Origin of the sequence: Qipengyuania sp. (assembly GCF_043423005.1) — a bacterium.
In the GTDB taxonomy this organism is placed as follows: domain Bacteria; phylum Pseudomonadota; class Alphaproteobacteria; order Sphingomonadales; family Sphingomonadaceae; genus Qipengyuania.
The window spans coordinates 12,542-37,598 of the sequence record NZ_JBHWMI010000038.1 but is presented as its reverse complement, the minus strand read 5'-3'; the positions used below and the strand labels follow the sequence as shown (position 1 = coordinate 37,598).

The following is a 25,057-nucleotide window of genomic DNA, read 5'->3' as shown; positions in this document are numbered from 1 at the left end:
ATGTAGGCCGCCGCCAGCGCCAGCGCGCCGGGATCGAAGACCAGCCCGGCGCGCACCGGCAGCAAGCCCTCTAGCGCGCGGCCCAGCAGCGGGACCGTCAGCAGCCCGGCGACAAGACCCGCAGCGCTTCCCAGCGCCGCGGCGGCGGCGATCTGCAGTGCATAGATCCGCGAGATGTCGGCACTGGTCGCGCCAAGGGTCTTGAGCGTCGCGATGCTCTGACGCCGGCCGTCGAGATAGCTGGTGACGCCGCCGCCGATCCCGATGCCGGCAATGACCAGCGCGGCGAGCCCGACGAGGGTCAGGAACTCGCTCATGCGGCCGATGAAGCGTTCGGTGCCCGGCGCGGCCCGTTCGGCGGTATCGATGTCGAACCCGCCATTGGGGAACCGCGCCTCCAGTGCTTCCTGCGTCTGCTCGAGATCGCGGGGGGCGTCCAACCGCACCCGCGTCTTGGTCTGATACATCGCGCCCGGCGCGAGAAGACCGGCGCGCCGGGGCAGGTCTTCGCCCACGATCACCGTCGGGCCCAGCTGGAAGCCCTCGCCGAGCCGGTCGGGCTCGCTGCCGATCAGGCCGGCGACCCGCACGCTGGCGGTGCCGATCGCGATCCGGCTGCCGGGCTCTGCGCCCAGACGGGCGGCGGCATCGGGGCTGAGATACGCCTCGCCCATGCCGGGTGGACCGACCGTTCGGCCATCGGTCAGCGTCAGGGCACCATAAAGGGGATAGCGCGCGTCGACCGCCTTCAGCTCGATCGGCGCGGCATTGTCCCCCAGGCGGGCCATGGCCTGCATGCGCGTTCCGCCCGACACCCTGCCGAGTTCGGCAAGCGCCCCGCGCTCCTCTCCGCTCAGCGGGCGCTGCCAGACCTCGATCTGCAGATCGCCGCCGAGGTATTCGCGGCCGTTGGAGGCAAGCTCGCGCTCGATCGCCGCGGTCAGCGTGCCGATCGCGGCAAGCGCGGCGGTGCCGAGGAACAGGCATACCAGCAGCAGCCGCAAGCCGCGGAAGCGGGCATTGAGGTCGCGCCGGGCGATACGCCAGGCATCGGCCCCGGATAGCCGGCTCATGCGCGGGCCGTATCGCTGGCGATGCGGCCGTCCGCCAGCGTCAGCACGCGGTCGCAATGCGCGGCGAGTTCGGGATCGTGAGTGATGACCAGCAGGGTCGCCCCGGTCTGCGCCCGGCGATCGAACAGCAGGCGGACGATTTCGTGCCCCGTCGCAGCGTCGAGGTTGCCGGTCGGCTCGTCGGCAAAGATGAGCGCCGGACGCGGGGCGATGGCACGGGCGATGGCGACGCGCTGCTGCTCGCCGCCCGACAGCTGTTGCGGGTAATGCGAAAGGCGATGCCCCAGGCCGACTGCGTGGAGTTCCTCTTCCGCCCGCTGGCGGGCGTCGGATGCGCCGGCGAGTTCCAGCGGGGTGGCGACATTTTCCAGCGCGGTCATCGTTGGCAGCAGGTGGAAGGCCTGGAGCACGATGCCGATCCGCCCCCGGCGGGCATGGGCAAGCGCATCTTCGTCGAGCGCGGCGAAATCCTCGCCCGCGACCCGTAGCGTGCCCGACGAAGCGCGCTCCAGCCCGGACAGCACCGCCATCAGCGAGCTCTTGCCCGAACCCGAGGGGCCGAGCAGGGCGACGGTTTCGCCGGTGGCGATGGTCAGGTCGATGCCCTTGAGGATGTCGACGGGTGCGGCGCCCGATCCCAGCGTCAGCCTGAGGTCCTGGGCCGAGATCGCATCTTGAGAGTTGTTCACACCTTTGCGATGGCACAGCCCGGTTCGAGCGACAAGGAAGGCTGCCGATGAACAAGCGGGTTTGGTCGATGACGGCGGCGGCACTGGCGCTCGCGGTGGCGGGTTGCGGGGCCGAGGCGGATACGCCGGTAATGGACGAGGCTTCGACCCAGCCGGCCGCCGGCGCCCCGACGCCGGCACCGGCAGACAGGCAAGAGGTTTCCGGCCCGGCGCGCAGGATCCTGGCCTTTGGCGACAGCCTGTTCGCAGGCTACGGCATCGGGGTCGAAAACAGCTATCCCGCTTTGCTTGAGGATGCGCTGCGCCAGCGCGGCATCAACGCGGTAATCAGCAACGCCGCGGTTTCGGGAGAAACCAGCGGGGCGGGGCGGCAACGGCTCGCCTTCGTTCTCGACGGGCAGGAAAATGCGACCGATCTGGTGCTTCTCGAGCTTGGCGGAAACGATATGCTGCGTGGCCTCGCGCCGGAAGAGACGCGCGCCAATTTCGATGCCATGCTCGGCGAACTGACCGGGCGCGGTATCCCGGTGCTGCTGATGGGCATGCGCGCGCCGCCCAATTACGGGCCGGAATACCAGCGGGCCTTCGATGCCATCTATGCCGAGATGGCGGAAAAGTATGACGTCGCGCTGGTTCCGTTCTGGCTCGAGAGCATCTACCGCAACCCTGGCCTGTTCCAGGACGATCGCATTCATCCGACGCGCGAAGGGATCGCGGCGCTGGTCGGCGATACGGTCGACGAGGTCGAGGCCGCCCTGCCGCCCGTCGCTAGCGAGGAATGACTGCGCCGCCGGCGATGGTCCAATGGGTGGCATCGTCAAGAATGCTGGCGAAGGGGGCAGCTTCGGTTCCCGTCATCCACACCTGAGCACCGCTCTGGCCAAGCTGATCGAACAGGGCGGCCCGGCGCACCGGATCGAGATGGGCGGCGATTTCGTCGAGCAGCAGCACCCCCGGCCGGCCGCGCGCGGCAAGCCCGGCATGGGCCAGCACGATCGCCACCAACATCGCCTTCTGCTCGCCGGTCGAACTCTGGGCGGCGGGCAGCCGCTTGGCGGCGTGGATCACCTGCAATTCGTCGCGGTGCGGCCCGGCAAGGGTGCGCTGAGCGGCGCGATCGCGGGTGCGATTGTCGTGAAGCGCCTGCGCCAGTCCCTCGCCATGATCGGGGCCGCCGGCAATCCAGGTCAGGGCCGGGCGGGCGAAGGGCTCGGCGGGCATGGCGGCAATCGCAGCCATCAGCGTATCGACGAGCAGCGCACGCCCGCGCATCAGCGCCCCGCCATGCTCGGCCATCTGCGCCTCGATGCCGTCCAGCCACAAGGGGTCGGGGAGGCGGTCCGCCGCAAGCAGCCGATTGCGTTCGCGCAAGGCCGCTTCGTACCGCCCGGCGTGAAACGCATGCCGCGGATCGAGGGCCAGCGCCATGCGGTCGAGAAACCGGCGGCGGTCCGCGGCGGGGCCGGTGAACAGCCCGTCCATCGCCGGGGTCAGCCAGGTGACCGCCAGCCACTCGCCCAGTTCCGCCGCCGATCCCTCGGCGCCATTGATCCGCACCCGCCGTCGGCCGAGGCTCGGTGGTTCGACGAAGGTGCCGATCCTCGCCGCAAGACCACCGGCAGAGGCGAGATCGGCGCCTATCGCAAAGCCGCCGCCCCCGCTGCGCGCCGCCATTTCGCCCAGCGTGGCGCGCCGCAGGCCGCGGCCCGGTGCCAGCATCGACAGGGCTTCGAGGACGTTGGTCTTGCCCGCACCGTTTTCGCCGACCAGCACGTTGAATCGGCCCGCACCTTCGAGAACGCTCTCCGCATGATTGCGAAATGTGCTGATCGTGATGCGGTCGAGCATGGGCCGCTTGGGCCTAGCGACCTTGCGCCTGGCAAACCAGTCGAAAGGCTGCGCTGAAAGTTTGGGATTTTTCGCCAATCTTTAGCCTGGATGAACAGCGGGCATGTGCGGGCCTCAGGTTCACCATCCGTAAAGCATGCAATCGCGGATTTGGCACGCTGCTTGCTGATACCTTCGTGTCCGCCTCATTCACGATACGGACGCAACCACGAAGGGATCATATGATGTTCAAGACCAACGACTTTTTCGCCAGCAAGGCCCTTGCCGCGATCTTCGCCATCACCGTTTCGGCCGTGTTCCTCGCCACCGCGATTATCCCCGCCAGCCCGGCCGGTCTGATCGCCTGAGCAGGTTCGCTCTGCACCTCGAAAGGATGGTTTCAATGTTCAGGTTCGGCAATATGGGAGCCCGCCTCGCTGCCATCGCCTTCTCGTTCGGTGTTTCCGCCGTGATCATGGCCTCGGCCATCATCCCCGCCTCGCCCAATGGAGTGCTGGCATGAACGACCTGCGCTTTCGCGATAAATCTCGGCCCCCAACGGCCCGCACCGGCTTCCGGCTGGACAAGGTCAATGGCAAGATCGGCGGCGTCTGCGCCGGGCTGGGCCGGCATTTCGGGCTCGACGTGACGATGCTGCGGGTCGTTTTCGTCCTCGGCACGCTGATCGGCTTCGGCAGCTTTCTGCTGATCTACCTGGCGATCTGGCTGCTGGCCGATTGAGGGGCGGGGCAAGGCGTCCCGCCCGCCTTTTCACATGGCCGATATCCCGCCGTCGAGCTTGAGCTCCGCCCCGGTCATGAACTTGCTCTCGTCGCTGGCGAGATAAAGCACCGCATTGGCGATATCGTCCGGCTCGCCGACCTTCTTCAAGGGGATCTGCCGGGCGAGCTTTTCCATCAGGACTTCGCGATCGATCCCGTGGTGACGTGCGGTCCCGTCAAGGATCGGGGTGTCGACGAAGGTCGGATGGATGGAATTGCAGCGGATATCCATGCCCTGTTTGGCGCAGTGCAACGCGACCGACTTGGTCAGCATCCAAACCGCCGCCTTGGACGAATTGTACGCCGGCATGGTATCGCTGGCGATGAGCCCCGCGATGCTGGAAATGTTGATGATCGATCCGGGCGCACTCTCGCGCATCAGCGGCAGGGCCGCACGGCATCCATGGAACACCGAATCGACGTTGACCGCAAAGCAGCGTTGCCAGTCGGCATAGGTGCAGGTCTCGATGTTTCCGGCGACGCCGATCCCGGCATTGTTGACCAGCACGTTGAGCCCGCCAAGTTCCTCGCTCGCGACATCAATCACCCGTGCCCAGGCTTCGGGATCGGTCACGTCATGCGCCACGCCGATCGCATGGCCCGCCCCGCATTCGAGGACGATCTTGGCCGCCGTCGCCTCGGCACCGGCGCCATCGATGTCGGTGCACAGCACCCGCGCCCCTTCGCGGGCGAGCAGGGCAGCGTGTGCCGCCCCCAGACCCTGCGCCGCCCCGGTGACAAGGGCCAGCTTGCCCGCAACCCGACCGCTCATTTGCCGTCTCCTGCAATCATTCCTGCGCCCAGCAGTATCAGCAATCGCACGTCGATCCCGCAACCCGCCTGGCGGCGTTCTTCCACGAAGCGCGGCAGGTCGCCGCGCGCGATGCGGTGGACGGTGATGTCCTCCCCGGCGATGCCGCCGCCGTCACCGGTGCGGCGAAGCCCGGTGGCGCGCACCAGGGTGAAGCTCTCGCTGACCATGCCGGGCGAGGAATAGAACTCGCCCAGGTTTTCGAGGGTGTCGGCGCGATAGCCCGTTTCCTCTTCCAGTTCGCGCCCGGCCGCGGCAAGCGGGTCCTCGTTTGCGCCGCCATCATCGTCGCCGATCAGGCCCGCGGGAAGTTCGAGGCACCTGCGGCCCAGCGGTACGCGGTACTGTTCCACCAGAAGCACGTGGCCGGTTTCGTCGACTGCCAGGATGACCGCCGCCCGAATACCGCGGGCGCGGCCGACATATTCCCATTGTCCGCGAACCTTGGCGGTGATGAACCGGCCCTGCCAGACGACCTCTTCGGGCAAGGCGGGCGGATCGCCGGGCATCGTCAGACCTCGATGATCCGGTCAGGCAGCTCGTTGGTATCGTGCTCGTCGCGCGGAAACTGCTGTGCCAGCACCACGCCGACGTCGCGGATTCCCGCGGCGAGCCCTTCCGCCAGCTGTCCTGCACGGATGCCAGCCAGCATGTCGGCCATCGCCTCGCCCCATACCTCGGCCGGGATGCGGCTGGCGATGGATTCGTCGGCGACGATTTCGGCGCGGTGTTCGCGCATCGAGAGATACAGCAGCACCCCGGTGCGACCGTGGGTCCGGCGCTCTGCACCGACGCGGAAGTGCCGGATCGCCGCCTCGCGCGAGCGGGCTGACTTGATCGGCCCGGGGATCAGCGCGAACCGGACGGGATCGTAGGAAAAAAGCGCCCAGCTCAGGATCAGTGCGAGCAGGCCCGCGACCAGCGTGAGGGTGATCAGCCACCCGGCCGACAGGGCATCGCCCCAACCGCCCCAGACCGAATGCCACAGGTCGTCCAGCGCGGCCGGAAACATCGCCAGCACGCTCATCACCGTGAAGGAAATCGCGATCGATCCGATAAGCACGACGTCGCTGTAACCGTCGGAGCGGTCGGCCAGAACGGTGACGATCTCGCCGCTGGTTTGCCCTTCCGCCTCTTCCACCGCCGAGGACACGGCGATGTGCTGTTCGTCCGTCAGATAGCGCATCACCAGCCCCCCGATGCCCCGCCGCCGCCAAAGCTCCCGCCGCCGCCGCTGAAGCCGCCGAAGCCACCGCCACCGAAGCCGCCGCCACCGAAGCCGCCGAACCCGCCGCCGTCATTGTCATCGAACCCGCGGGCAATCGCCTTCCCGGCCTCCCACAGGATGATGTCCCGCGCCGCATTGCCCCACGGACCGTTGCGCCCGCGATAGCGCCGCCGGCGCCCGCCGCGCATCATCGGCAGGACGAAAAAGAAGAAGACGAAGGCAATCCATACGAGGGCGCCGATGGGAAAGCCGCTGTCCCCGGCCTCGGGCTGCGAGGCTTGCTGGGCCACCTGCGCGGCTTCTTCGGGGGGCAGTTCGAGCTGGCGGATGATCTGGTCGGCACCCCATTCGATGCCGCCGGAATAGTCGTTGTTGCGGAAATAGGGCTTCATGCCCTCGACGTATTCGAACGCGAGACCGTCGGGGATGATGCCTTCGAGCCCGTAGCCGACCTCGACCCGCATGCGCCGTTCATTCGGGGCGACGAGCAGGATGATGCCGTCGTCGTTTTCCGTATCGCCCAGACCCCACGCCCGGCCGAGCCGATAGCCGTAATCGGCGATGTCATAGCCTTCGAGGCTCGGGACGGTGGCGATGACGAACTGGCGCTGGCTGCGCTCCTCGAACTCGTCGAGCTTGGTCGTCAGCCGGGCTTCGGTCGCCTCGTCGATGATGTTCGCTGCATCGACGACCGGCGCGGTGCCCCGCTCGGGAAAGGTCTGGGCGGCGGCGGGCTGGGCAAGGCCAGACACCGCCGCCAGCGCTAGAAAAAGGCGCAGCACGAAACGCATCGAGGCGGCGCCCCTCCGCGCGATCAGTTTGCAGCCGCGGCGGGGGCGGCAGGCGTTGCGGCGGTGTTGTCGTTCACGCCTGCTGCCGGGACCCGGTTCGTGCTGCTGCGCATGTCGAGCTGCGGAGCGACTTCGGCCCCGGCGGTCGCGGCCTGATAAGGAACCATCGGCTCGGCTCCGTGAATGATGTTCGCGCCGATCGAATCCGGGAAGGTTCGGATCGTGGTGTTGTACTGCCGGACCGCCTCGTTGTAGTCGCGGATGGCGACGCGGATGCGGTTTTCCTGTCCCTCGATCTGGGTCATGAAGCGGCCGAAATTCTCCTGGCTGCGCAGCTCCGGATACCGCTCGACCGACACCATCAGCCGGCTGAGTGCGCCGCCGAGCGTGTTCTGCGCTTCCTGATATTGCTGCATCCGTGCAGGATCGGTCAGGTCGTCGCCATCGAGGCGGATTTCCGGCCGGGTGGCCGAGGCGCGGGCGCTGATGACTTCGTTCAGCGTCGCCCGCTCCTGCTCGGCAGAGGACATGGTGATCTGTTCGAGGTTGGGGATCAGGTTGGCACGTTCCTGGAACGCCGCCTCGACATCGCCCCACTTGGCCTTGGCCACTTCTTCGGCAGCCGGCACGGAATTAAGCCCGCACGCCGAAAGAGCGATTGCCGCAGCGGCCACGACCGCGGTTCGGAAGGCGATCAGTCGTTTCATTCGCGCAATACCCCTTGTTCGTCATGTTCGTCGTCACGCGACGCTACTGTTTTACCAACATAGCACGGTGACCTGGCGGTGCAAGGTTTCGGGCACGGGCTTGCCGCAGTCAAGCCGCAGTGACACCCTGTGCGGGTCGCAAACCGCGCGAAAGGAACGACGTCATGATGAAGGATTTCCGGGATTTCATCGCCAAGGGCAACGTGCTCGATCTGGCGGTCGCCGTGATCATCGCCGCAGCGTTCGGCACGATCGTCGCCTCGCTCACCGACGATATCATCATGCCGATCATCGGTGCAATCTTCGGCGGGGCGGATTTCTCGAATTATTTCTGGCTTTTGAGCACGCCCGACGGCTATCGCGGCTCGCTCGATGATTATGCCGCGCTCAAGGCGGCGGGGGCCGCGATGATCGGCTACGGCGCCTTCATCACCACCATCATCAACTTCCTGATCCTCGCGTTCATCATCTTCCTCCTGGTGCGCTATGCAAAGCGGCTGGAAGAGCGAGTTCTCGGCGCCAAGGCGGCCGACGGCCCGACCGAGATCGAACTGCTGACCGAAATTCGCGATGCGTTGAAAGCGGGCGCGCCGGGGATGCCGCGCAACGGGCCGATGGGCTGAGCCTTTCGCAACCCCTTCACATTGCCGCCGGCCCCGCTATATTGGCGGGGCCGGTCGCAAGGCTGGCTATGGCGATAAATGGCGGCGTGCAATAGGCACAACGGACCCGGGGGCAGTACCCGGCGGCTCCACCACCATCCGCGGATCGAACCGCGTATGATGACGGGGCCGAACTAGGATCGACGTGTGTTGAAAGACGCTGTTTTTGCCCGGGCTGAGTACCCCGTAAAACTGTTCAAAACACACAAGTGCCAACGACAACGAAGCACTCGCTCTCGCTGCGTAACATGAGGGGCTAACGCCCTGACGTTACAAAGCTAAAGCGCGGTTGGACCCACCGGGCAACAGAAGCGGATACCGGGGCTCCGAGGGTAGCTAGCAACAGAAACCCTCACCTTTCGCGATATCTGCCCCGTGGCAGCCAACGCTTCGGCGATCATTTCTACGTCTTTCGCGTAGGCAAACTGCTCATATGATGCCGGACAGTCGCGGACAGCAGGATAACACCGCTCATTTCGAGAAATTCCTCGATCACGAAGGCGCGGTTCCAGTTGAGATCAAGAGGCCAGCTGCCAAGGCTCCCGAATTCGACGAGGGAGCCGAGCGTCTCCATTCCCATCGCCCCGGCGAGGAAGATCGCGCCCGCTGCCATAAGACCGAGAGCTGTTGAACGCGGCAGCGACACCAGAAAGGGCAGAAGCGCAGTGAGGGCCACCAAGACTGCGATAGCGGCGACCTTTACCCAGGTATAAACAGGTGCATACCCGTCTGGGTTGCCGGCGTGGCGGTCAATAAGGCTTCCGATCGTTTCGTGAAGCGATGCGGCCTCGTCGAGCGACAGAAGAATACACCCAGCCGCGACCACGAACCAACCGAGCTGTTGATGGCGCGCCCCAAGCTTCTTCGTGAGCCGCCCCGCTTGCTGGCAATGGTAGGCGCCGATCAACCAGAGGGCCGAACTGTACCATGCCGGCAGATTGCCCTCGCCATTGAGATCGACGAATTGGCGAAACCAGATCTCGAGTTCGCTATCCCGTCCGATGCGCAGGCTGACATAGAACAACAATACAAGAACGCCCGCGACAAGCCACAAGACGAGGAAGGACCATATCCTGCCACCAGGCGAACCGATGCGTCGGGTATCGACCGTAGGGATGTTACCCTCGCGCCAGTAGGCCGAGATCGGCGAGGTTCGGGGCGGTTTATCGGGCGTTATCTTGTGGCCTCTTTTCATAAGGCCCCCCGTTGTCTTCAGGCATTATGCGCGTCGCTATCTTCGCTTTGCAATGCCCGTTCGTAGCGCAGGGCATCGAGGATTTTCGCCCCGCCGAGAAAGACCGCCCCGGCGGTCGCGGCCATCAGCAGGTAACCGCCGACGCCGGGGTACTGCACCGTGTAGTGCGCCCCACGGGTCATCGCGCCGAGGGCGAGGGCGTAGATGATCAGGAACGCCTCGAAGCGCGTCTTGATCACGAACAGCCTTTTCACCCTGGCCCACATCGGCGCCCGCTCTCCTCAAATCATTACCCAAAGACCTATGGGGCGGCGCAGAGGCATGTCCAGCGCGTTAACCATCGCCATCGTCAGGCAAGTTCGTTCAATGACAGAACGGACAGGAGGGCGAGGCGTGCCGCGTTAACCTTGTCGGCCAGAGCGGCTGTCCCGAGATCGGACGGGTCGATCCTCTCCGGCCAGGTTTCGCTGACGACCCTCTCGATCAGCGTGGCCCGTTTCTCGTCGAGCAGAAAACGGGGGTCGACATGCGCCGGATCGGCGACCACCCGCAGGCGCAGGCAGGCCGGCCCGCCGCCGTTCGCCATCGACTGCCGCACATCGACCGGGACGATCCGCCTGATCGGACCATTGCCGGCCGCCATCCGTTCGCAAAATTGCCATACCGAAGGACTGTCGCGGCACTCTGACGGGACCACCAAGGCCATTTCGCTGCCCGGAAGGGTCACAAGCTGCCCATTGAAGAGATAGGTTCGGATCGCCTCTTCGAGGCTGACCGCCTCTTCCGGCACTTCGATCACCTCGAGCGCGGGGAAAGCGCGGCGGATCGCCTCGTAGGCGGCCGGCTGATCGGCAAAGGCGCGCTGGTGGGCGAACAGCACGCGCTCGTTCGCGACCGCGACGACATCGTTGTGAAACGCGCCGGCGGCGATCGCTTCGGGGTTCTGCTCGATGAAGACGCAGCGCTGCGGGTTTAGCTGGTGCAGGCGCGCCACCGCACGGCTCGCCTGTTCATGCTGGCGGGCCGGAAACGGTCCGCCGGGACGGCCATAGACGAACACCTCGACCCCCGGCGCATCGTGGCTCTCGCAAAAACGCATGTGATTGGCGGCGCCTTCGTCTCCGAAGCTCGGCGGGATGGCATCGTGCACGGCGAAATGCGCCGTATCGGCAAAGGCGAGATCAAGCTGCGCCTTGGTATCGCGCCATTCCTGGGCCCGGTGCAGCATCGTCACCAGATTTGCCGGCGTCAGGTGACAGCGGCCATCGGCGGTATCGGGTGCAGGGCTGACGGTGGCAGCATTGGCGGTCCACATGCTCGAAGCGGACCAGAGGGCAGCCCGCAGCTGGGCCGGGGCGCTGTCATCGAGCCCGAGATGGTCGCCCAGCGCGGTATTGGGCCGGGGCAGCGGCAAGAGGAAGCCTTGCGCAAGGCCAAGTGCCATATTGCCGCGCATCTTGGCGAGCCCCTGCAACGCTGCGGCGCGGGGGTAGGATGGCTCGCCCTTGTGGCTGGCGCTGGCGATATTGCCGAGGCTGAGGCCGGCATAATTGTGGCTCGGCCCGACAATGCCGTCGAAATTGATTTCGCGCAGGCTCACCGGGCCACGCTCCAGACCTCGTCTCCTTCATGCAGGTCGAGCACCCGGGCGCAGTGGGCATCGATCGCGAGGCTGCCGTCTTCCAGCCGTTCGCGCATGCCATAGGCGCAGCGAAAGCTCCCCAGCCGTCCGGCGGCGATCAGGGCCGCTTCGCCATGGTCCAGATCCCGTGCGGAAATGCGCGCATTCATGGCTTCGCGGACGCTGCGTACGGCATCGGTGCGCGCGATCATGGTCGGGCCGCCGTCGAAGATATCGACGTAGCAATCGTAGGCGAAGCCTTCGCTTTCCAGCATCCGCATCGCCGCCCGCCCGGTCGGGTGGGGAAGCCCGATGACCTTCTTCGCCTCGGCGTCGAGCATGGCGACATAGACCGGATGCTTGGGCATCAGGTCGGCGATGAACTGGTTACCGTGGAGCGCGTTGAAAGTATCCGCTTCCTGGAAGGTCATTCCGAAGAAGCGCCCCGCCACCCCGTCCCAGAAGGGCGAACCGCCGCGATCGTCGATGATGCCGCGCAGCTCGGCAAGAATGCGGTCGGCAAAGCGCGCCCGGTGCATGGCGATGAACAGGTAGCGGCTGCGCGCGAGCAGCATACCGAGCCCGCCGGCCCGTTCGCCCGGGTGCAGGAACAGCCCGCCCACTTCGCTCGACCCTTCAAGATCGGTGACCAGGCTGAGCAGTTCCGCCCGCACGGTGCGGCCCAGCATTTCGCTGTGCTGAGTCAGGGTATTGAGGCGGTAGGAGTAGAACGGCCAGCGCATCCCCACCTGGCTCATCAGCTGGCAGGTGCCGCGGACCTGCCCGGTCTCGGTGTTTTCCAGCATCAGGACGAACTGTTCATCGCCCAGATCGTCGGCCGTGCGCGCAAACGCGGCTTCGGTCCGCTCAAGCTTGCCCTGAAGCGCTGCGCGGTCGGCGGGAAGATTGGTAAAGCCGCCCCCCGTCAACTTGGCCATTTCGTACATATGCTCGAGGTCGTCGGCGCGGGCGGCGCGCATCCGGAAACTCACAGGCGATCTCCCTGCGCCAGTTCCTGCAACACCAGCGCGGACAGCGCCGCGCGTTCCTTGAGGCTCGGCACGATCATGAATTCGTCGGGCGAATGGATGGCGCCGCCCCGCACGCCCATCGTATCGACCACCGGAACGCCCGTAGCGGCGATGTTGTTGCCATCGCAGACCCCGCCGGTCGCTTTCCAGCCGATCTGCTGTCCCAGCCGCGCTCCGCAATCGCGAACGAGGTCGAACAATCGCTGGGCGGCGGCATCGACCGGCTTGGGCGGACGCGTCACCCCGCCGTGGCGGCTGGCGAGAACTTCGTGGTCCTGCGCGATCGCACAGAGCAGCCGGTCGAGCTCGTTATCGAACCGGTCCATCGCCGCGGTGGTTCTTGGGCGGATGTTGAAGCGCAGAATGGCCAGATCGGGCACGACATTGTTGGCGCTGCCGCCTTCGATCCGCGCGGGATTGATGGTGATGTCCTCGGCTTCCAGCGCCTTCAGCCGCAGCACCAGATCGCTCGCCGCGACGATGGCGTTGCGCCCGTCACCCGGGTTGCGCCCGGCATGGGCGGAGCGTCCACGCAGGGTGATCGAATAATTGCCGGTCCCTCCCCGGGCATGGGCCAGCGTTCCATCGGGCAGGGCGCTCGGCTCGTAGGTCAGGGCTGCGAACTTGCCCTTGGCCAGATCGGCAATCAGCGCGCGGCTGGCAAGGCTGCCGGTCTCTTCGTCCGAATTGACGAGCACGTCATAGCCGACCGCGCTCGCCCCCGAACCGTCCTCGAACGCGAGCAAGGCATGGAGGATGACGTTGAGCCCGCCCTTCATGTCGGCCGTGCCGGGTCCGTTGATGGTATCCTCGTCCACCCGGCGAACGGTCTGGAACGGATGATCGGCAGGAAAGACCGTGTCCATATGGCCGGTGAGCAGGATCCGGCGCGATGCTTCGGGGCGGACGCGCAACACCATGTGCAGGCCGTGCGGCTTGTCCACCTCGGTCCCGGAGGAGTCGATCGCGGTGATGGGGGCCGGCTCTACCAGGGCGATCTCGCCGGGCAGGGCGGCGAAGGCGTCGGCCAGCAGTGCGGCCATGCGCGACAGCCCGTCCAGGTTGGCGGTGCCGGTATTGATCGCGGCCCATGTTTCCACTTCGCGCAGCATCCGCGGCGCATCGATCCGGTCGAGGACGGCGGCGGTCTGGCGGTCGGGCGTCATGCGGGCTTCCTTAGTCGGGCGCGGGCGCGTGTCCACCCCGGCGCTTGCTTTCGTCACCGCCTCGCTTCATACCGCAATCGCTCCTCCCCGGGTCCATGAACCGCAATTCTGCCCGAAGGACTTCCATGACAGACCATGTTTCGCGCGCCGGGATCGAAGTTGACCGGGCGCTGGCCGCTTTTGTCGAGAACGAGGTGCTGGCCCCGCTCGGCCATGCGCCGGACCGGTTCTGGGAAGGCTTCGCCCGGCTACTGGCCACATTCGTTCCGCGTAATCGCGCGCTTTTGGCAAGGCGCGACGATTTGCAGGCGCAGATAGACGCCTGGCATGGCGAGAACGCCGGCAAACCCCATGACGCGGCGGCCTATCGGGCGTTCCTCGAGCGGATCGGCTATCTGGTTCCCGAACCGGGGGACTTCACCATCGGTACCGCGAACGTCGATCCCGAGATCGCGACGATGGCGGGGCCGCAGCTGGTCGTGCCGATCCTTAACGCGCGCTTCCTGCTCAACGCCGCCAATGCGCGCTGGGGCAGCCTCTACGATGCCTTCTACGGGACCGATGTGCTTGATGCGCCGCCGGCGAGGCCGGGCGGCTACGACGAGGCCCGGGGCGCGGCGGTGATCGCGGCGGGCCGCGCGTTCCTCGACGAGGCGCTGCCGCTGGCACGGGGAAACTGGGCGGAGGTTGCCGGGCGGGGCGACATTGCGCTCGCCGATCCCGCGCAGTTCCTTGGCGAGACGGACAAGGGCCTGCTGTTCCGCAACAATGGCCTGCATATCGAGGTTGAGTTCGATGCCGGCCCGGTCGGACGGACGGATGCCGCGGGGATCAGCGATATCGTCCTCGAAGCCGCGCTGACCACCATCGCGGACTGCGAGGATTCGGTCGCCGCGGTCGATGCGCAAGACAAGCTTGCCGCCTATCGCAACTGGCTCGGCGTGATGCGCGGAGATCTGGAGGAGCGGTTCGACAAGGGCGGGCAGACGCTGACCCGCCGGCTGGCGGAGGACCGGCACTACACCGATGCGAACGGGGCGGAGCACGCGCTCCCCGGCCGCAGCCTGCTGTTCGTGCGCAATGTCGGCCACCTGATGACGACGCCGGCGATGCGCTGGCACGGGGGCGAGGTGCCCGAAGGCATCATGGACGCCGTCATCACCAGCGCGATCGGCGCGCACGATCTCGCCGGGCTCGGCCGCTATCGCAACAGCCGGGCAGGCAGCATCTATATCGTCAAACCGAAGATGCACGGGCCGGAGGAATGCGCCTTCACCAACGACCTGTTCGACGCGGTGGAGGACCTGCTTTCCCTGCCGCGGCATACGATCAAGGTCGGCGTGATGGACGAGGAGCGGCGCACCAGCGCCAACCTGGCGGCTTGCATCCATGCCGTGCGCGACCGGATCGTCTTCATCAACACCGGCTTTCTCGACCGGACCGGAGACGAGATCCATACCTCGATGCGGGCCGGGCCGATGCTGCGCAAGGGCGAGATGAAGGACGCCGCCTGGCTCAAGGCCTACGAGGCGCGCAATGTCGCCGTCGGGCTCAGGCACGGGCTTTCGGGCAGGGCACAGATCGGCAAGGGGATGTGGGCCGCGCCCGACCGGATGGCCGACATGATGGCGCAGAAGATCGGCCACCTGCACGCCGGAGCCAACACCGCCTGGGTGCCGAGCCCGACCGCCGCCACGCTGCACGCGGTTCATTACCACCGCTGCGACGTCTTCGCGGTGCAGCCCGAACTGCCCGAGGCGCCGGGGCTCGACCAGCTTCTCGCCATTCCGCTCGCCAACGGGGTGAACTGGTCGGCCGAGGAGATCCGCGAGGAGCTCGACAACAATTGCCAGGGCCTGCTTGGCTATGTGGTGCGCTGGATCGACGCCGGGGTCGGCTGCTCCAAGGTGCCGGACATCAACGATGTCGGCCTGATGGAGGACCGCGCGACCTTGCGGATCAGTTCACAGCACATCGCCAACTGGCTGCTCCACGGCGTAATTTCAGAGGCGCAGGTGATGGACAGCCTGCACCGCATGGCCGCCAAGGTCGACGCGCAGAACGCGGGCGATGCGTCCTATCGCCCGCTGCTCGCCAACGAGGACGGCCCCGCCTTCCGTGCGGCAGTGGATTTGATCTTCAAGGGCGCCGAACAGCCAAGCGGCTATACCGAGCCGCTGCTGCACGAGTGGCGTAGGGTGGCGAAAAGCGGTCACCCGCTGCCGGGATAAGTGCTTTTCTTGAGCAACCGGGCGAGGTGGGCCGCGTTGCCGGCGACCATGGCGGCGGTTTCGTCGACCTTTTTCGGCGTCGCCTTCAAGTCCTTGAAGTCCGTGCTGCCCATCGCCTCGCCCACCCAATAGCAGGCAGCGACCGCAGGAATCGTCCAGCCGACATCGTTGAGCGCCTGAAAAAGTTGGGCACTGCTGCCGTGCGCGCCGTCCTCGTTTCCGACGATGGCGGCAACTGCGACCTTGCCATAGCTCGGCATACGGCCCTGGTCGTCAGTCTCGGACAGGAAGGCGTCCATCCTTTCGAGCACGCGTTTGGCGATCGATCCGATCTGCCCCATCCAGATCGGCCCGCCGAAAATCAGGATGTCGTGAGCGAGGATCTTCTTGCGCAAGCCTGGCCAGTCATCGCCCTCGCCTTCGTCCGATTTAACGCCCGGCAGAACATTGTAGTCCGCGATGCGCAGTGTCTCGCTGACGCTCACGTCATGCTTACCGAACTTCTTCTCCAGCACGGCAAGCAGCGCATCGGTCGAACTCTTCTCGCCGGATGATTTCTTGAGTGAGCAGTTTAGGGCTATGGCCTTGACCGGCATGAAGGTCTCTCCTTTGCTGCTGAATGCGCGAGCAGCGCCGATCGTTTCATCCGGGTCAGGCTGGCGGGGTGAGCGCCCGTGCCAACGCGACGAACTCCTCAACGCCAAGAGTCTCCGCGCGGCGCTGAGGGTCGATGTCGAGCGTCTCCAGCGCCTCGAGCGCGCCCGGCACGCCTTTCAGGCTCTGACGCAGCATCTTGCGGCGCTGGCCGAAGGCGGCTTCGGTAAGGCGTTCGAGCATTCGGGCCGAGACACCCTCGGGCATCTCTATGGGTTCGACGTGCACGATGGCGCTCATCACCTTGGGCGGCGGGGTGAAGGCGCTGCGGTGGACCTTCATCGCCAGCCGCGCCCGGGCGCGCCACTGGGCCAGCACTGCCAAGCGGCCGTAAGCAGATGTCCCCGGCGCGGCGACGATCCTTTGGGCGACCTCCTGCTGGAACATCAGCGTCAGGCTGGTCCACAAGGGCGGCCATGCCTCGCCGCCGAGCCAGCGCACGAACAGCGCCGTGCCGACGTTATAGGGCAGGTTGGAAAGGACGGCGTGGGGTTCGCCGTGCATCAGTTCGGCATGGTCGATCTTGAGCGCATCGCCTTCGACGATACGCAGTTGCCCTGGGAAGGCGGCGTCCAGCTCGCCGAGCGCGGGGAGGCAGCGGCGGTCCATCTCGATCGCGGTCACCCGCGCGCCGGCGCGCAGCAGGGCGCGGGTCAGCCCGCCCGGGCCGGGGCCGACCTCGAGGACGGCGCGGCCCGTCAGATCGCCCGGAATGGCAGCAATGCGGGCAAGCAATTGCTCGTCGAGCAGGAAGTTCTGCCCCAAGGCTTTCGACGCGCTGAGTCCGTGGCGGGCAATGGTTTCGCGCAAAGGGGGCAGGTCGGCGCTCATCGCGCCCCTATCTGCGAGGTTTGCCGCCCCGTCGAGAACTGTCTCGCGTTGGCCCGCCCGATGAGAGTGCCCCTGCGCGGGGGTCAGGCGGCTGCCCGCCTCCGCCGTTGTCCTGCCATTTCGCCCGCCATCCGCAACGCGGCGATCATCGCGCCGGGATCGGCAACACCCTTGCCGGCGATGTCGAACGCCGTTCCGTGATCGGGGCTGGTGCGCACGATCGGCAGGCCGAGCGTGACGTTGACCCCCTCGTCGAAGTCGAGCGCCTTGAGCGGGATCAGCGCCTGATCGTGATACATCGCCAGCGCCACGTCGTACCCTCGCCGTGCGCGCGCGGTAAACAGCGCATCGCCGGGATGGGGGCCGGTCACGTCGAGACCGCTCTCCTTCAGGCTGGCGACGGCCGGTGCGATGATGCGCGCCTCCTCGTCCCCGAACCGTCCGCCTTCGCCCCCATGCGGGTTCAGCGCGGCGATCGCGAGGCGGGGCGCGGCAAGGCCAAGATCGCGGGTGAGCGCCGCGGCCACGATACGCGCCTTGCGGCAGATCAGGTCAACCGACAGCAGCCCCGGCACCTCGGCAAGGGCGCAATGCACCGTCAGCGGGACCGCGCGCAAGCTGGGCCCGGCAAGCATCATGACCGCATCGCCTGGCGGGATGCCGCAGGCCGCGGCGAGGTATTCGGTCTGCCCCGGATAATGAAAGCCGATCGCGGCTAGCTGGGCCTTGGCCACCGGGGCGGTCACCAGCCCGCCGGCGGCACCCGCCCGGACCAGCCCGGTCGCGGTTTCAAGCGAGGATAACGCCAGCGCCGCGCCCGTGGTATCCGGTTCGCCGGGGCACCATTCGCCATCCATCCCGCCCACCACGGGAAGAGCGGTGTCATAGCAGGCCGCCGCGTCGTCCGGGTTTTCGACCGGACGAAACGGCACGTTCAGCCCGCGACTGGCCGCGGCGTGGCGAATGATTTTGGCACCGCCGGTCACGAAGAACGGGGGTACATCGCGCTCTCTACGCGCCGCCCATGCCGCGCCGATCAGTTCGGGGCCGATCCCCGCGGGATCGCCAAGCGATACCGCAAGGGGCAGCCTGCCGGGGATCAGTTGTACTCGATGTAGGCGTCGTTACGCAGGTCGCGCAGATAGCGCTGGGCCGCCTTGCCGATCCGTTCGTCTTCGAGCTGCGCCATCAGTTCGTCGAAGTTCGGGCCTTCGGCGGCCTGCGCATCGTCCCGTCCGCACAGCACCAGCACGCGCACGCCATCATCGACCGAGCCGAAGGGCGGCGTGGTCTCGCCGATCTGCAGGCCGAGCACGATGTTCTGCAACTGCTCGGGCAGAGAACGGGCACGGACCTGATCGCTGGTGACCACGGTCGCGCCCAGCGCCGCGGCGGCGGTTTCCGCATCGCCGCAGCCGCGGATTGCCTTCACCCCTTCGGCAAAGCTGGTCAGCCGCGCACGGTTCTGCGCCTCTGTCGCGCCGGGGGTGAAGCCGACCTGGATCTGCTTGAGGCTGAGGACCGCATCGCGCGGATCGGCGGTCAGCACCTGCCGCTTGTCGATGAGATAGAGGATTGAATAGCCGCCCGGGATCTTGATCGGCCCGACCAGCTGGCCCGGCTGCATCCCCTGCGCCACCGTTTCGAGCTGCGCGTTCTTGAGCTGCGGCAGCTTGATCCAGCCAAGATCGCCGCCAACCGCCGCGGTGGAGGCTTCGGAGAACTGGCGGGCATAGGCGACGAAGCTGCCGCCCTGGCGCAGCTGCTCCATGATCTTGGCCGCATTCGCCTCGACCGCGGCTTCGTTCGCCGGGTTGGACGAAAGGAAGATTTCGCCGAAGCGGTATTCGTCCGAACCCTTGGCGGCATTCAGCCGCTGCATCAGTTCGTTGACCTCTTCGGCCGAGACGTTGACGAAGAACGCCACTTTCTGGCGCAGCAGCCGCTGCCATGCGAGTTCGCCGTGGATCTGCCGCTTGAGCGAGGCGGGCGAGGACCCGACCGACAACAGATACTGATCCATCTGATCGGTCCGCTGGCCGAAATTCTGGGCCGCCAGCCGGGCATAGGTCTGCTCGATCTCGGCCGGTTCGATGCGGATGTCCGCCGCCTCGGCCGCCTGGATCTGCAGCGTCTCGTCGATGAGGTTGCGCAGGACCTGCGCGCGGACCTGCTGCAGTTCGGCGCCGCTCAGTTCCTGTTCGCTGGCCGCGGTCAACAGCGCCAGCCGCTGTTCAAGGTCGGTCCCGGTAATGACCTGTCCGTTGACGACGGCGGTTGCCCGGCGGACATTGGGATCGGGATTGTTGAGCATGGTGACGCGTTCGGGCAGGTTCAGCCCGCTGTCCTGCGCGGCGGCGGCGGCATCCTGCGCCCCGCCGGTGCCCTGTGCTTGTGCCTGCGCCTGGGCCTGTGCCTGGGCCGCGACAGGGGCGGCGGCCAGCGCCATCGCACTCGTCAGACCGATCATGTTCGCAAAAAGATGTGCTTTCACGCGTACCGTTCCAGTTGCAGCGCCCGGAAGGAGCGCCGGATCATGAACCGTCCCCTGGCCGGGGGCGGCTTAACCGTTGCTGATTGGCCGCGCGGATAGCGCGTTAGGCGGGCCGTGCCAACACGCCAGCCTAGCGGAAGCCGAGATTGCGCAGGGCAAAGAAGATTTGGAAGGTATCGCCGCGCCGGGCATCCCCGGCTGAGACGTAATCGCGCCGCCAGGTCAGTCCGAGTTCAAGGCAGTCGTCCTGATAGGCGAAGCCCAGCCGGGTGCGGATGGGCTGGAATCCGTCGCTCGACAGGGTGGGGTCCTCGCTCGCATTGGTGAGGTTGAAGACGCCCGAGCCGAACACCGACCAGTAATCGAGGAAGGCGACCCGCGCCGCCGCGCGCAGCTCCTCGCGGTCTTGCAGGTCCTCGACCGCGGAGATGTTGCGGTCGAGGCGCAGATACCCGATTTCGGCATAGGTCTTGCGCGAGCCGATGGTCGCGTCGAACTCGTTGCGGCGGACGGCCAGATTGTCCTTGTCGAGCCGGTAACGGTGGGTGACCGAAATGAAGTCGCGGTAGCGCACCTGCGTGCGGCCGACCAAATCGCTGAAACGCTCGGACAGGCCGGTCCCGTCGGGGAAGATCGCGCGATCGTTATCCAGCCGGTAGGACTGGCCCAGCGTCGCATTGACCTCCCATCCCGGGCGGCGCAGCGACCAGTCGAAGCCGTAGGTGATCCGCGTGCCGTCCTCGAAGCGGTCGTAACCGGGGAAGCGATTGAGCGCGAAGAGATTGGAATCCTCGAGGTCGATCGCGCGCGCATCCTCGTTGGGAATGCTGAGGTTGGGGACAGGCGGGGTCACCACGACCTGCACACGCGGGGTCAGGACCTGCGTACCGCCCAGAAAATCGCCGACCAGCGGCCATTCGAGATCCACCGCAGCCAGCGCGACGCCGCGCGCCTGCCACCCGCTGTCGCCGCGATAGGCAATGGTGTCGGTCAGATCGTTCTGGGAGGAATGGTAGACGTCGCCGCGGACAAGGCCGGTCACCTTCAGCACCTGGCCCAGCGCGGTCACCCGGGTCAGGTCCCACTGGCCGCGGACGAAGGCGCGCTGGGTATCCTGCCCCTCGGTGCGGGTGATGGCGAGCGTGTTGGCCTGCAGTTCGACCCGTCCGCCAAAGACCGGATCGGTCAGCCGGCGGCGATAGTCCATCACCGGCAGCGCGATCGGCACCTGTCCCTGGTCCTGATTGAGCCGCAGGGTCTGCGTCGCCCAGCCGGCGAGCGAGAAATAGGAGTCCGCGTCGATCCGCTCGACCTCGAACATCGAGCGCAGCCGATCGTCGCGGCTGATGTCGTAACGGCGCAGGAAAGTCCGGTCGCTCGCCACGCGGATCGAACTCGTCAGGCTCCATTCGGGGGAGAACTGGAACCGGCCATTGGCGAACAGATAGCCGCGCGCCTCGGAGGTGGCGCTGTCCTCCGTCCCCTCGCCGAAGCGGCGGCTGTGGGTGGCATAGCCGGTGATCTGGTACGCCCCGTTCCCGGTCAGATGCCGCCATTGCGCCGATACCATCGGCGGCGCCTCGGTAAAGACATAGGCCGCCGCGGTCAGATCGCGGTCGGGGGCGAAGCGCAGATAATAACTGCCCGACACCTCGACCCCGTTCCTCTGCGAGAACCGCAGGTCCGGCACCAGCAGGCCCGACGACGGCCCGCCGTCGGTCCGCAATGCCAGGCCGGGAAGCGGAAGGACGCGGGCGCCGAACAGTTCGAGATAGGCATCGTCGAACCGCATCCGCCGCGCCGCCGGATCGTAGACGACCCGTTCGGCGGTGATGCGCCAGCTGGGTTCCTTGGGGCAGCCGTCCGGGGTGATGACCGCACAGGCGCTGTAGGCCGCCTGCCGCAATTCGATCGTCCCATCGGCGGCGCGCGATCCGGAATTGGCCGCCAGCCGCCCCCCTTCGCGCAGGGCAAGCAGCAGATTTTCGAGCGAACCGGCCTCGAACCTGTCGGTCAGTTCGACCTGATCGGAATAGAGCTGGTTGCCGTTTTCGTCGACGAAGCGGACATTGCCGCGGGCAAGGATCGCGCCGCTGGTCTGGTTCCAGGTGACACTGTCGGCGCGGACCGAGCGGTCACCCGAACGAAGGACGACGTTGCCCTCCGCCGTCACTGTGTCGGCGGTGTTGTCGTAGCTCAGGATATCGGCGGCAAATCCGATCTGCCGTTCGCCCGCCGCATTGAATTCGGGCGTTGGTGGCGGCAGGTCCGGATCGTCCGGCAGATCTTCGGACCGGGCATCGGGGACTTGCACAGCGTTGTCCGGCACCGGGCTTTCCGCATCCGGCGCAACGGGGCCGTCGGGGCTGGCCCCTTCGGGTTCTTCGGACGTGCCGATGCCGGTGGCGGCGCCATCCTGCGCCCTCGCCCCGGCCGGTATGGCCAGCAGCAATGCCGCCAGGACCGGTGCCAGCGCGGTCGCGCAACGCAGGGATGCAGGCGGCGCAGGCTGGACCATGCCTTGCCTATCGCATTCGCTCCGCTTAATCGCAATCGCCGTAGCAACGCGGCGGTGCCGCAAGTTTGCGGCCGGCGCGCCCAGCATTTCAGGAGTTTCCATGCACATCCAGTTCAGCCAGTCCCGTCCGCAGGCGGCGCGCCTCATCGCGCAGATCGTCGACAAGGGCAAGCTGCCTTCGGACCTTCCCCGCGCCTTCAGCGAGGGGGCGAAGGCGGCTGCGTTCAAGGGCAATCCGGGGCAGGTGTTCGACGGGTTCGTCGAGCAGGGCGACGAGATCGCGCGACTGGCTCTGGCTGGTGCCGGCAAAGGGGATTCGCCCGAGCGTTTGCCCCATCTCGAAAAGGCCGGCGCCGCGCTTACGGCCAAGTATCAGAGCGCGGGCGTCGAAGAGCTGGTGCTGGACCTTTCCGGCAGCAACCTGAACGCAAACGAGGTGGCGCACGTGCTGCTCGGCCTGCGGCTGCGCAACTGGCGCTACGATATCTACCGCACCAAGATGAAGGACGAGCACAAGGTCACGCTCAAGTCCGTCACGGTGGTCGGCGCGCCAGAGGGAATGGACCAGGCGTGGGCGGCGGCGAGCGCGCTGGCGGAAGGTATCGAATTCACTCGCGAACTGGTGACCGAGCCGGCCAACGTCATCTATCCCGAAAGCTTCGTCGAACGCTGCCGCGCACGCTTTGCCGAGACCGGGGCGGAGCTGATCGTCCTCGACGAAGCGAAGATGGAAGAGCTGGGCATGGGCTCGCTCCTCGGTGTGGGTCAAGGCTCCTCGCGCGAATCGCGTATTCTGGCGATCCGCTGGAACGGCGGCGCGCCCGGCGAACCGCCGGTCGCTTTCGTCGGCAAGGGCGTAACCTTCGACACCGGCGGCATTTCGATCAAGCCGGGCGCAGGCATGGAGGACATGAAGTGGGACATGGGCGGCGCCGCCGCGGTTGCAGGCGGCATGCTGACCCTCGCCCGGCGCAAGGCGAAGGCCAATGTCGTGGGCGTGGTGGGTCTCGTCGAGAACATGCCCGACGGCAATGCCCAGCGTCCGGGCGACGTCGTCACCAGCATGAGCGGCCAGACCATCGAGGTGCTGAACACCGATGCCGAAGGACGGCTGGTTCTGGCCGACGCGCTGCACTGGACGCAGGAGGAATTCCAGCCCTCGCGCGTGGTCGACTTCGCCACGCTGACCGGGGCCATGATCGTGGCACTGGGCAACGAATACGCCGGCATCTTCTCCAACGACGACCAGCTTTCCGCCGATCTGGCGGCGGCTGGCACGAAGAGCGGCGACAAGGTCTGGCGGATGCCGCTCGGGGCCGCTTACGACAAGCTGATCGACAGCCCGATCGCCGATATGAAGAATATCGGCGGTCGCGGTGCGGGGTCGATCACCGCCGCACAGTTCCTGCAGCGCTTCATCGCGGAAGGAACGCCATGGGCGCATTGCGACATCGCCGGGATGGTGTGGGCCGACAAGCCGGGCCGCACCTGGAACAAGGGCGCCACAGGGTTCGGCGTGCGCCTGATCGACACGCTCATCGCCGATACGGCCGAACGCTGAACGACCGGCGGGGCAAGACGCGGGCAGGGAGGCGCAAGCCATGGCGAAGATGCGGCGCAAGGGCGATCTTCCGACCAAGGTCTGCGCTGCCTGCGGGCTGGATTTCGCCTGGCGCAAGAAATGGGCGCGTGACTGGGATGCGGTCAAGTACTGCTCGGACGGCTGCCGGCGCAACAAGGGCGGGGGAGCGGGCTGATGCAGGTCGATTTCTATCAGCTCAGCCGCGATCCGGTGGAGCGCGTCGTTCCGCTGCTCGCGCAAAAGGTGCTGGCCAGCGGCGCGCGCCTTTCGATCGCCGTCCGTGACGACGCCGTCGCGCAGCAGCTGTCGGACGCCTTGTGGGCGCGCGAGGCACCGGCCTTCCTCGCCCATGGCCGCGTGGGTGATCCGCATGATGCCCGCCAGCCGATCCTCCTCGGCCCTGAATGCAGCGCCGCCAACGGAGCGACGATGGCCCTGATCGCGGACGGCGAATGGCGCGACGATGCGACGGCGTTTGCCCGCGTCATCCTGCTGTTCGATACCGGCGCCACCGATGCCGCGCGCGCGTTGTGGCGTCGCTTCGCCGCGGACGAGGCAATGACGGCGCGCTTCTTCCGGCAGGACGATCGGGGGGCGTGGACGATAGCTGGCTGAGGAACCCGGTCCGGTTTCAAAAGTCGATCCGGCATGATCGGGCAACGTCTTCTCCTCGTGCTGCTGGGACTGGCGGCCAGTGCGTGCGAACCTGCGCCGACGTCCGGCGAACCGGCCGATAGGAACGCGAGGGTCGGCGGGGGCGCGGCGGCCGCTGGCAGCCCTCAGGCTGCCCCGCGGCTACGGACAGGCGACGATACGCCCATCACAATGCCTGCCCCTTTCACCGCGCCGCCCGATGCGAAGATCACCGGAGTGGTCCGCGTCGAGGACGCAGATGCGCTGGTGCTTCATTTCAATTACCGGGCTGCGCAGTCGCCGGACGAGATCATCGCGCTGTATCGCCGGCAGGCGGATGCAGCCGGGATCGTGCCGCAGATCGATCTTTCAGGGCGGCACCGGACTCTGGGTGGCATCGATCCGGTAAACGGGCTGGAATTCATTGTCACCGCGCGGCCCGAGGGTGGCGGCAGCGCGGGGCAGATCATGGTGTCACGCCTGCGCTAGTCAGGCTTGCCGCTGCGCTTCCCCGGCGCTAGGGGCGCGCGC

General features: G+C 66.8%; 27 protein-coding genes and 1 other RNA gene. 10 read left to right on the top strand and 18 right to left on the bottom strand.

Annotation, left to right across the window (positions count from 1 at the left end; genetic code table 11):
- Window positions 1–1,073 (bottom strand): ABC transporter permease (locus ACHFFA_RS06975; RefSeq protein WP_394270125.1); only part of this gene is annotated, 1,073 nt, incomplete at its 3' end.
- Complete coding sequence (locus ACHFFA_RS06970; RefSeq protein WP_394270124.1) at window positions 1,070–1,762, bottom strand: ABC transporter ATP-binding protein; 693 nt, start codon at window positions 1,760–1,762, stop codon at window positions 1,070–1,072. The genes ACHFFA_RS06970 and ACHFFA_RS06975, both read right to left, overlap by 4 nt.
- A gap of 47 nt (window positions 1,763–1,809) precedes the next feature.
- On the opposite strand from ACHFFA_RS06970, the gene ACHFFA_RS06965 reads away from it, so the two are divergent.
- The gene (locus ACHFFA_RS06965) at window positions 1,810–2,544 is read left to right on the top strand and encodes an arylesterase (protein WP_394270123.1); all 735 of its coding nucleotides are present in this window, start codon (window positions 1,810–1,812) and stop codon (window positions 2,542–2,544) included.
- On the opposite strand, the gene recF is transcribed toward ACHFFA_RS06965, so the two are convergent.
- Complete coding sequence (recF, locus tag ACHFFA_RS06960; RefSeq protein ID WP_394270122.1) at window positions 2,531–3,610, bottom strand: DNA replication/repair protein RecF; 1,080 nt, start codon at window positions 3,608–3,610, stop codon at window positions 2,531–2,533. The genes ACHFFA_RS06965 and recF overlap by 14 nt on opposite strands.
- Before the next feature lie 224 nt (window positions 3,611–3,834).
- Here recF and ACHFFA_RS06955 point away from each other — a divergent pair, with 224 nt between their 5' ends.
- Complete coding sequence (locus ACHFFA_RS06955; RefSeq protein WP_394270121.1) at window positions 3,835–3,957, top strand: recombination protein F; 123 nt, start codon at window positions 3,835–3,837, stop codon at window positions 3,955–3,957.
- 151 nt (window positions 3,958–4,108) lie between these two features.
- Window positions 4,109–4,330 carry a PspC domain-containing protein gene (locus tag ACHFFA_RS06950; RefSeq protein WP_394270120.1) on the top strand — a complete coding sequence of 74 codons (222 nt, stop codon included), beginning with the start codon at window positions 4,109–4,111 and terminating at the stop codon, window positions 4,328–4,330.
- A gap of 30 nt (window positions 4,331–4,360) precedes the next feature.
- Here ACHFFA_RS06950 and ACHFFA_RS06945 read toward each other — a convergent pair whose 3' ends face one another.
- From ACHFFA_RS06945 to ACHFFA_RS06925, 5 genes are read right to left on the bottom strand one after another with little or no spacing between them, the layout of a single operon-like run.
- On the bottom strand, window positions 4,361–5,143 hold the full coding sequence (locus tag ACHFFA_RS06945) for an SDR family oxidoreductase (protein ID WP_394270119.1): 783 nt from the start codon (window positions 5,141–5,143) through the stop codon (window positions 4,361–4,363).
- Window positions 5,140–5,691 (bottom strand): NUDIX hydrolase, encoded by a 552-nt coding sequence (locus tag ACHFFA_RS06940; RefSeq protein ID WP_394270118.1) that lies wholly within the window; start codon window positions 5,689–5,691, stop codon window positions 5,140–5,142. The genes ACHFFA_RS06945 and ACHFFA_RS06940 overlap by 4 nt, the downstream gene beginning before the upstream one ends.
- A 2-nt stretch (window positions 5,692–5,693) precedes the next feature.
- Window positions 5,694–6,368 (bottom strand): TPM domain-containing protein, encoded by a 675-nt coding sequence (locus ACHFFA_RS06935; RefSeq protein WP_394270117.1) that lies wholly within the window; start codon window positions 6,366–6,368, stop codon window positions 5,694–5,696.
- Window positions 6,368–7,201 carry a TPM domain-containing protein gene (locus ACHFFA_RS06930; protein ID WP_394270116.1) on the bottom strand — a complete coding sequence of 278 codons (834 nt, stop codon included), beginning with the start codon at window positions 7,199–7,201 and terminating at the stop codon, window positions 6,368–6,370. The genes ACHFFA_RS06935 and ACHFFA_RS06930 overlap by 1 nt, the downstream gene beginning before the upstream one ends.
- A gap of 23 nt (window positions 7,202–7,224) precedes the next feature.
- On the bottom strand, window positions 7,225–7,908 hold the full coding sequence (locus ACHFFA_RS06925) for a LemA family protein (protein WP_394270115.1): 684 nt from the start codon (window positions 7,906–7,908) through the stop codon (window positions 7,225–7,227).
- A 164-nt stretch (window positions 7,909–8,072) separates the two neighbouring features.
- Between ACHFFA_RS06925 and mscL the strand changes: the two genes are divergently transcribed.
- Together mscL and ssrA are read left to right on the top strand one after the other, a co-directional pair.
- Window positions 8,073–8,531 (top strand): large conductance mechanosensitive channel protein MscL, encoded by a 459-nt coding sequence (mscL, locus tag ACHFFA_RS06920; protein WP_394270114.1) that lies wholly within the window; start codon window positions 8,073–8,075, stop codon window positions 8,529–8,531.
- A gap of 11 nt (window positions 8,532–8,542) precedes the next feature.
- Window positions 8,543–8,890: a transfer-messenger RNA gene (ssrA, locus tag ACHFFA_RS06915) on the top strand.
- 83 nt (window positions 8,891–8,973) lie between these two features.
- On the opposite strand, the gene ACHFFA_RS06910 is transcribed toward ssrA, so the two are convergent.
- The 5 genes from ACHFFA_RS06910 to ACHFFA_RS06890 form a co-directional block, all read right to left on the bottom strand.
- The gene (locus ACHFFA_RS06910) at window positions 8,974–9,765 is read right to left on the bottom strand and encodes a hypothetical protein (RefSeq protein WP_394270113.1); all 792 of its coding nucleotides are present in this window, start codon (window positions 9,763–9,765) and stop codon (window positions 8,974–8,976) included.
- A 17-nt stretch (window positions 9,766–9,782) separates the two neighbouring features.
- On the bottom strand, window positions 9,783–10,031 hold the full coding sequence (locus tag ACHFFA_RS06905) for a hypothetical protein (RefSeq protein WP_394270112.1): 249 nt from the start codon (window positions 10,029–10,031) through the stop codon (window positions 9,783–9,785).
- Window positions 10,032–10,114: 83 nt separating this feature from the next.
- Window positions 10,115–11,365, bottom strand: a complete 1,251-nt coding sequence (locus tag ACHFFA_RS06900; protein WP_394270111.1) for an N-succinylarginine dihydrolase — start codon at window positions 11,363–11,365, stop codon at window positions 10,115–10,117.
- Window positions 11,362–12,378, bottom strand: coding sequence for an arginine N-succinyltransferase (locus ACHFFA_RS06895; RefSeq protein ID WP_394270110.1), 1,017 nt, complete (start codon window positions 12,376–12,378; stop codon window positions 11,362–11,364). The genes ACHFFA_RS06900 and ACHFFA_RS06895 overlap by 4 nt, the downstream gene beginning before the upstream one ends.
- On the bottom strand, window positions 12,375–13,583 hold the full coding sequence (locus ACHFFA_RS06890; protein WP_394270109.1) for a hydrolase: 1,209 nt from the start codon (window positions 13,581–13,583) through the stop codon (window positions 12,375–12,377). The genes ACHFFA_RS06895 and ACHFFA_RS06890 overlap by 4 nt, the downstream gene beginning before the upstream one ends.
- A 125-nt stretch (window positions 13,584–13,708) precedes the next feature.
- Here ACHFFA_RS06890 and ACHFFA_RS06885 point away from each other — a divergent pair, with 125 nt between their 5' ends.
- Window positions 13,709–15,814, top strand: coding sequence for a malate synthase G (locus ACHFFA_RS06885; RefSeq protein ID WP_394270108.1), 2,106 nt, complete (start codon window positions 13,709–13,711; stop codon window positions 15,812–15,814).
- Here ACHFFA_RS06885 and ACHFFA_RS06880 read toward each other — a convergent pair.
- The 5 genes from ACHFFA_RS06880 to ACHFFA_RS06860 all read right to left on the bottom strand — a co-directional run bounded on the left by ACHFFA_RS06880 (window position 15,796) and on the right by ACHFFA_RS06860 (window position 22,311).
- Window positions 15,796–16,410: a flavodoxin family protein gene (locus ACHFFA_RS06880; protein WP_394270107.1), complete on the bottom strand. Its 615-nt coding sequence runs from the start codon at window positions 16,408–16,410 to the stop codon at window positions 15,796–15,798. The two genes, ACHFFA_RS06885 and ACHFFA_RS06880, sit on opposite strands and share 19 nt — an antisense overlap.
- A gap of 55 nt (window positions 16,411–16,465) precedes the next feature.
- Window positions 16,466–17,299 carry a 16S rRNA (adenine(1518)-N(6)/adenine(1519)-N(6))-dimethyltransferase RsmA gene (gene rsmA, locus ACHFFA_RS06875; protein ID WP_394270106.1) on the bottom strand — a complete coding sequence of 278 codons (834 nt, stop codon included), beginning with the start codon at window positions 17,297–17,299 and terminating at the stop codon, window positions 16,466–16,468.
- A gap of 83 nt (window positions 17,300–17,382) precedes the next feature.
- Window positions 17,383–18,402: a 4-hydroxythreonine-4-phosphate dehydrogenase PdxA gene (gene pdxA, locus ACHFFA_RS06870; protein WP_394270126.1), complete on the bottom strand. Its 1,020-nt coding sequence runs from the start codon at window positions 18,400–18,402 to the stop codon at window positions 17,383–17,385.
- A complete protein-coding gene (locus ACHFFA_RS06865) occupies window positions 18,399–19,769 on the bottom strand; it encodes a peptidylprolyl isomerase (protein ID WP_394270105.1) in 1,371 nt (456 codons plus the stop codon). The genes pdxA and ACHFFA_RS06865 overlap by 4 nt, the downstream gene beginning before the upstream one ends.
- Before the next feature lie 154 nt (window positions 19,770–19,923).
- Window positions 19,924–22,311: an LPS-assembly protein LptD gene (locus ACHFFA_RS06860; RefSeq protein WP_394270104.1), complete on the bottom strand. Its 2,388-nt coding sequence runs from the start codon at window positions 22,309–22,311 to the stop codon at window positions 19,924–19,926.
- Window positions 22,312–22,411: 100 nt separating this feature from the next.
- On the opposite strand from ACHFFA_RS06860, the gene ACHFFA_RS06855 reads away from it, so the two are divergent.
- The 4 genes from ACHFFA_RS06855 to ACHFFA_RS06840 are packed head-to-tail and all read left to right on the top strand — an operon-like array spanning window position 22,412 to window position 25,015.
- Window positions 22,412–23,872 carry a leucyl aminopeptidase gene (locus ACHFFA_RS06855; RefSeq protein WP_394270103.1) on the top strand — a complete coding sequence of 487 codons (1,461 nt, stop codon included), beginning with the start codon at window positions 22,412–22,414 and terminating at the stop codon, window positions 23,870–23,872.
- A gap of 40 nt (window positions 23,873–23,912) precedes the next feature.
- The gene (locus ACHFFA_RS06850) at window positions 23,913–24,068 is read left to right on the top strand and encodes a DUF2256 domain-containing protein (protein WP_394270102.1); all 156 of its coding nucleotides are present in this window, start codon (window positions 23,913–23,915) and stop codon (window positions 24,066–24,068) included.
- Window positions 24,068–24,508, top strand: coding sequence for a DNA polymerase III subunit chi (locus ACHFFA_RS06845; protein ID WP_394270101.1), 441 nt, complete (start codon window positions 24,068–24,070; stop codon window positions 24,506–24,508). Before ACHFFA_RS06850 ends, ACHFFA_RS06845 begins: the two co-directional genes overlap by 1 nt.
- A 33-nt stretch (window positions 24,509–24,541) precedes the next feature.
- The gene (locus tag ACHFFA_RS06840) at window positions 24,542–25,015 is read left to right on the top strand and encodes a hypothetical protein (protein WP_394270100.1); all 474 of its coding nucleotides are present in this window, start codon (window positions 24,542–24,544) and stop codon (window positions 25,013–25,015) included.
- The last annotated feature ends 42 nt before the right edge of the window (window positions 25,016–25,057 follow it).

Excerpts from the sequence above, each read along its gene's own strand:
- ACHFFA_RS06925 (WP_394270115.1), bottom strand. The coding sequence starts at position 7,908 with ATGAAACGACTGATCGCCTTCCGAACCGCGGTCGTGGCCGCTGCGGCA.
- ACHFFA_RS06855 (WP_394270103.1), top strand. The coding sequence starts at position 22,412 with ATGCACATCCAGTTCAGCCAGTCCCGTCCGCAGGCGGCGCGCCTCATC.
- ACHFFA_RS06940 (WP_394270118.1), bottom strand. The coding sequence starts at position 5,691 with ATGCCCGGCGATCCGCCCGCCTTGCCCGAAGAGGTCGTCTGGCAGGGC.
- recF (WP_394270122.1), bottom strand. The coding sequence starts at position 3,610 with ATGCTCGACCGCATCACGATCAGCACATTTCGCAATCATGCGGAGAGC.
- ACHFFA_RS06955 (WP_394270121.1), top strand. The coding sequence starts at position 3,835 with ATGTTCAAGACCAACGACTTTTTCGCCAGCAAGGCCCTTGCCGCGATC.
- ACHFFA_RS06865 (WP_394270105.1), bottom strand. The coding sequence starts at position 19,769 with ATGATCGGTCTGACGAGTGCGATGGCGCTGGCCGCCGCCCCTGTCGCG.
- ACHFFA_RS06860 (WP_394270104.1), bottom strand. The coding sequence starts at position 22,311 with ATGGTCCAGCCTGCGCCGCCTGCATCCCTGCGTTGCGCGACCGCGCTG.
- ACHFFA_RS06840 (WP_394270100.1), top strand. The coding sequence starts at position 24,542 with ATGATCGGGCAACGTCTTCTCCTCGTGCTGCTGGGACTGGCGGCCAGT.
- ACHFFA_RS06890 (WP_394270109.1), bottom strand. The coding sequence starts at position 13,583 with ATGACGCCCGACCGCCAGACCGCCGCCGTCCTCGACCGGATCGATGCG.
- ACHFFA_RS06885 (WP_394270108.1), top strand. The coding sequence starts at position 13,709 with ATGACAGACCATGTTTCGCGCGCCGGGATCGAAGTTGACCGGGCGCTG.
- ACHFFA_RS06905 (WP_394270112.1), bottom strand. The coding sequence starts at position 10,031 with ATGTGGGCCAGGGTGAAAAGGCTGTTCGTGATCAAGACGCGCTTCGAG.
- mscL (WP_394270114.1), top strand. The coding sequence starts at position 8,073 with ATGATGAAGGATTTCCGGGATTTCATCGCCAAGGGCAACGTGCTCGAT.
- ACHFFA_RS06935 (WP_394270117.1), bottom strand. The coding sequence starts at position 6,368 with ATGCGCTATCTGACGGACGAACAGCACATCGCCGTGTCCTCGGCGGTG.
- ACHFFA_RS06850 (WP_394270102.1), top strand. The coding sequence starts at position 23,913 with ATGGCGAAGATGCGGCGCAAGGGCGATCTTCCGACCAAGGTCTGCGCT.
- ACHFFA_RS06945 (WP_394270119.1), bottom strand. The coding sequence starts at position 5,143 with ATGAGCGGTCGGGTTGCGGGCAAGCTGGCCCTTGTCACCGGGGCGGCG.
- ACHFFA_RS06950 (WP_394270120.1), top strand. The coding sequence starts at position 4,109 with ATGAACGACCTGCGCTTTCGCGATAAATCTCGGCCCCCAACGGCCCGC.
- ACHFFA_RS06965 (WP_394270123.1), top strand. The coding sequence starts at position 1,810 with ATGAACAAGCGGGTTTGGTCGATGACGGCGGCGGCACTGGCGCTCGCG.
- ACHFFA_RS06930 (WP_394270116.1), bottom strand. The coding sequence starts at position 7,201 with ATGCGTTTCGTGCTGCGCCTTTTTCTAGCGCTGGCGGCGGTGTCTGGC.
- ACHFFA_RS06880 (WP_394270107.1), bottom strand. The coding sequence starts at position 16,410 with ATGCCGGTCAAGGCCATAGCCCTAAACTGCTCACTCAAGAAATCATCC.
- ACHFFA_RS06845 (WP_394270101.1), top strand. The coding sequence starts at position 24,068 with ATGCAGGTCGATTTCTATCAGCTCAGCCGCGATCCGGTGGAGCGCGTC.
- rsmA (WP_394270106.1), bottom strand. The coding sequence starts at position 17,299 with ATGAGCGCCGACCTGCCCCCTTTGCGCGAAACCATTGCCCGCCACGGA.
- ACHFFA_RS06910 (WP_394270113.1), bottom strand. The coding sequence starts at position 9,765 with ATGAAAAGAGGCCACAAGATAACGCCCGATAAACCGCCCCGAACCTCG.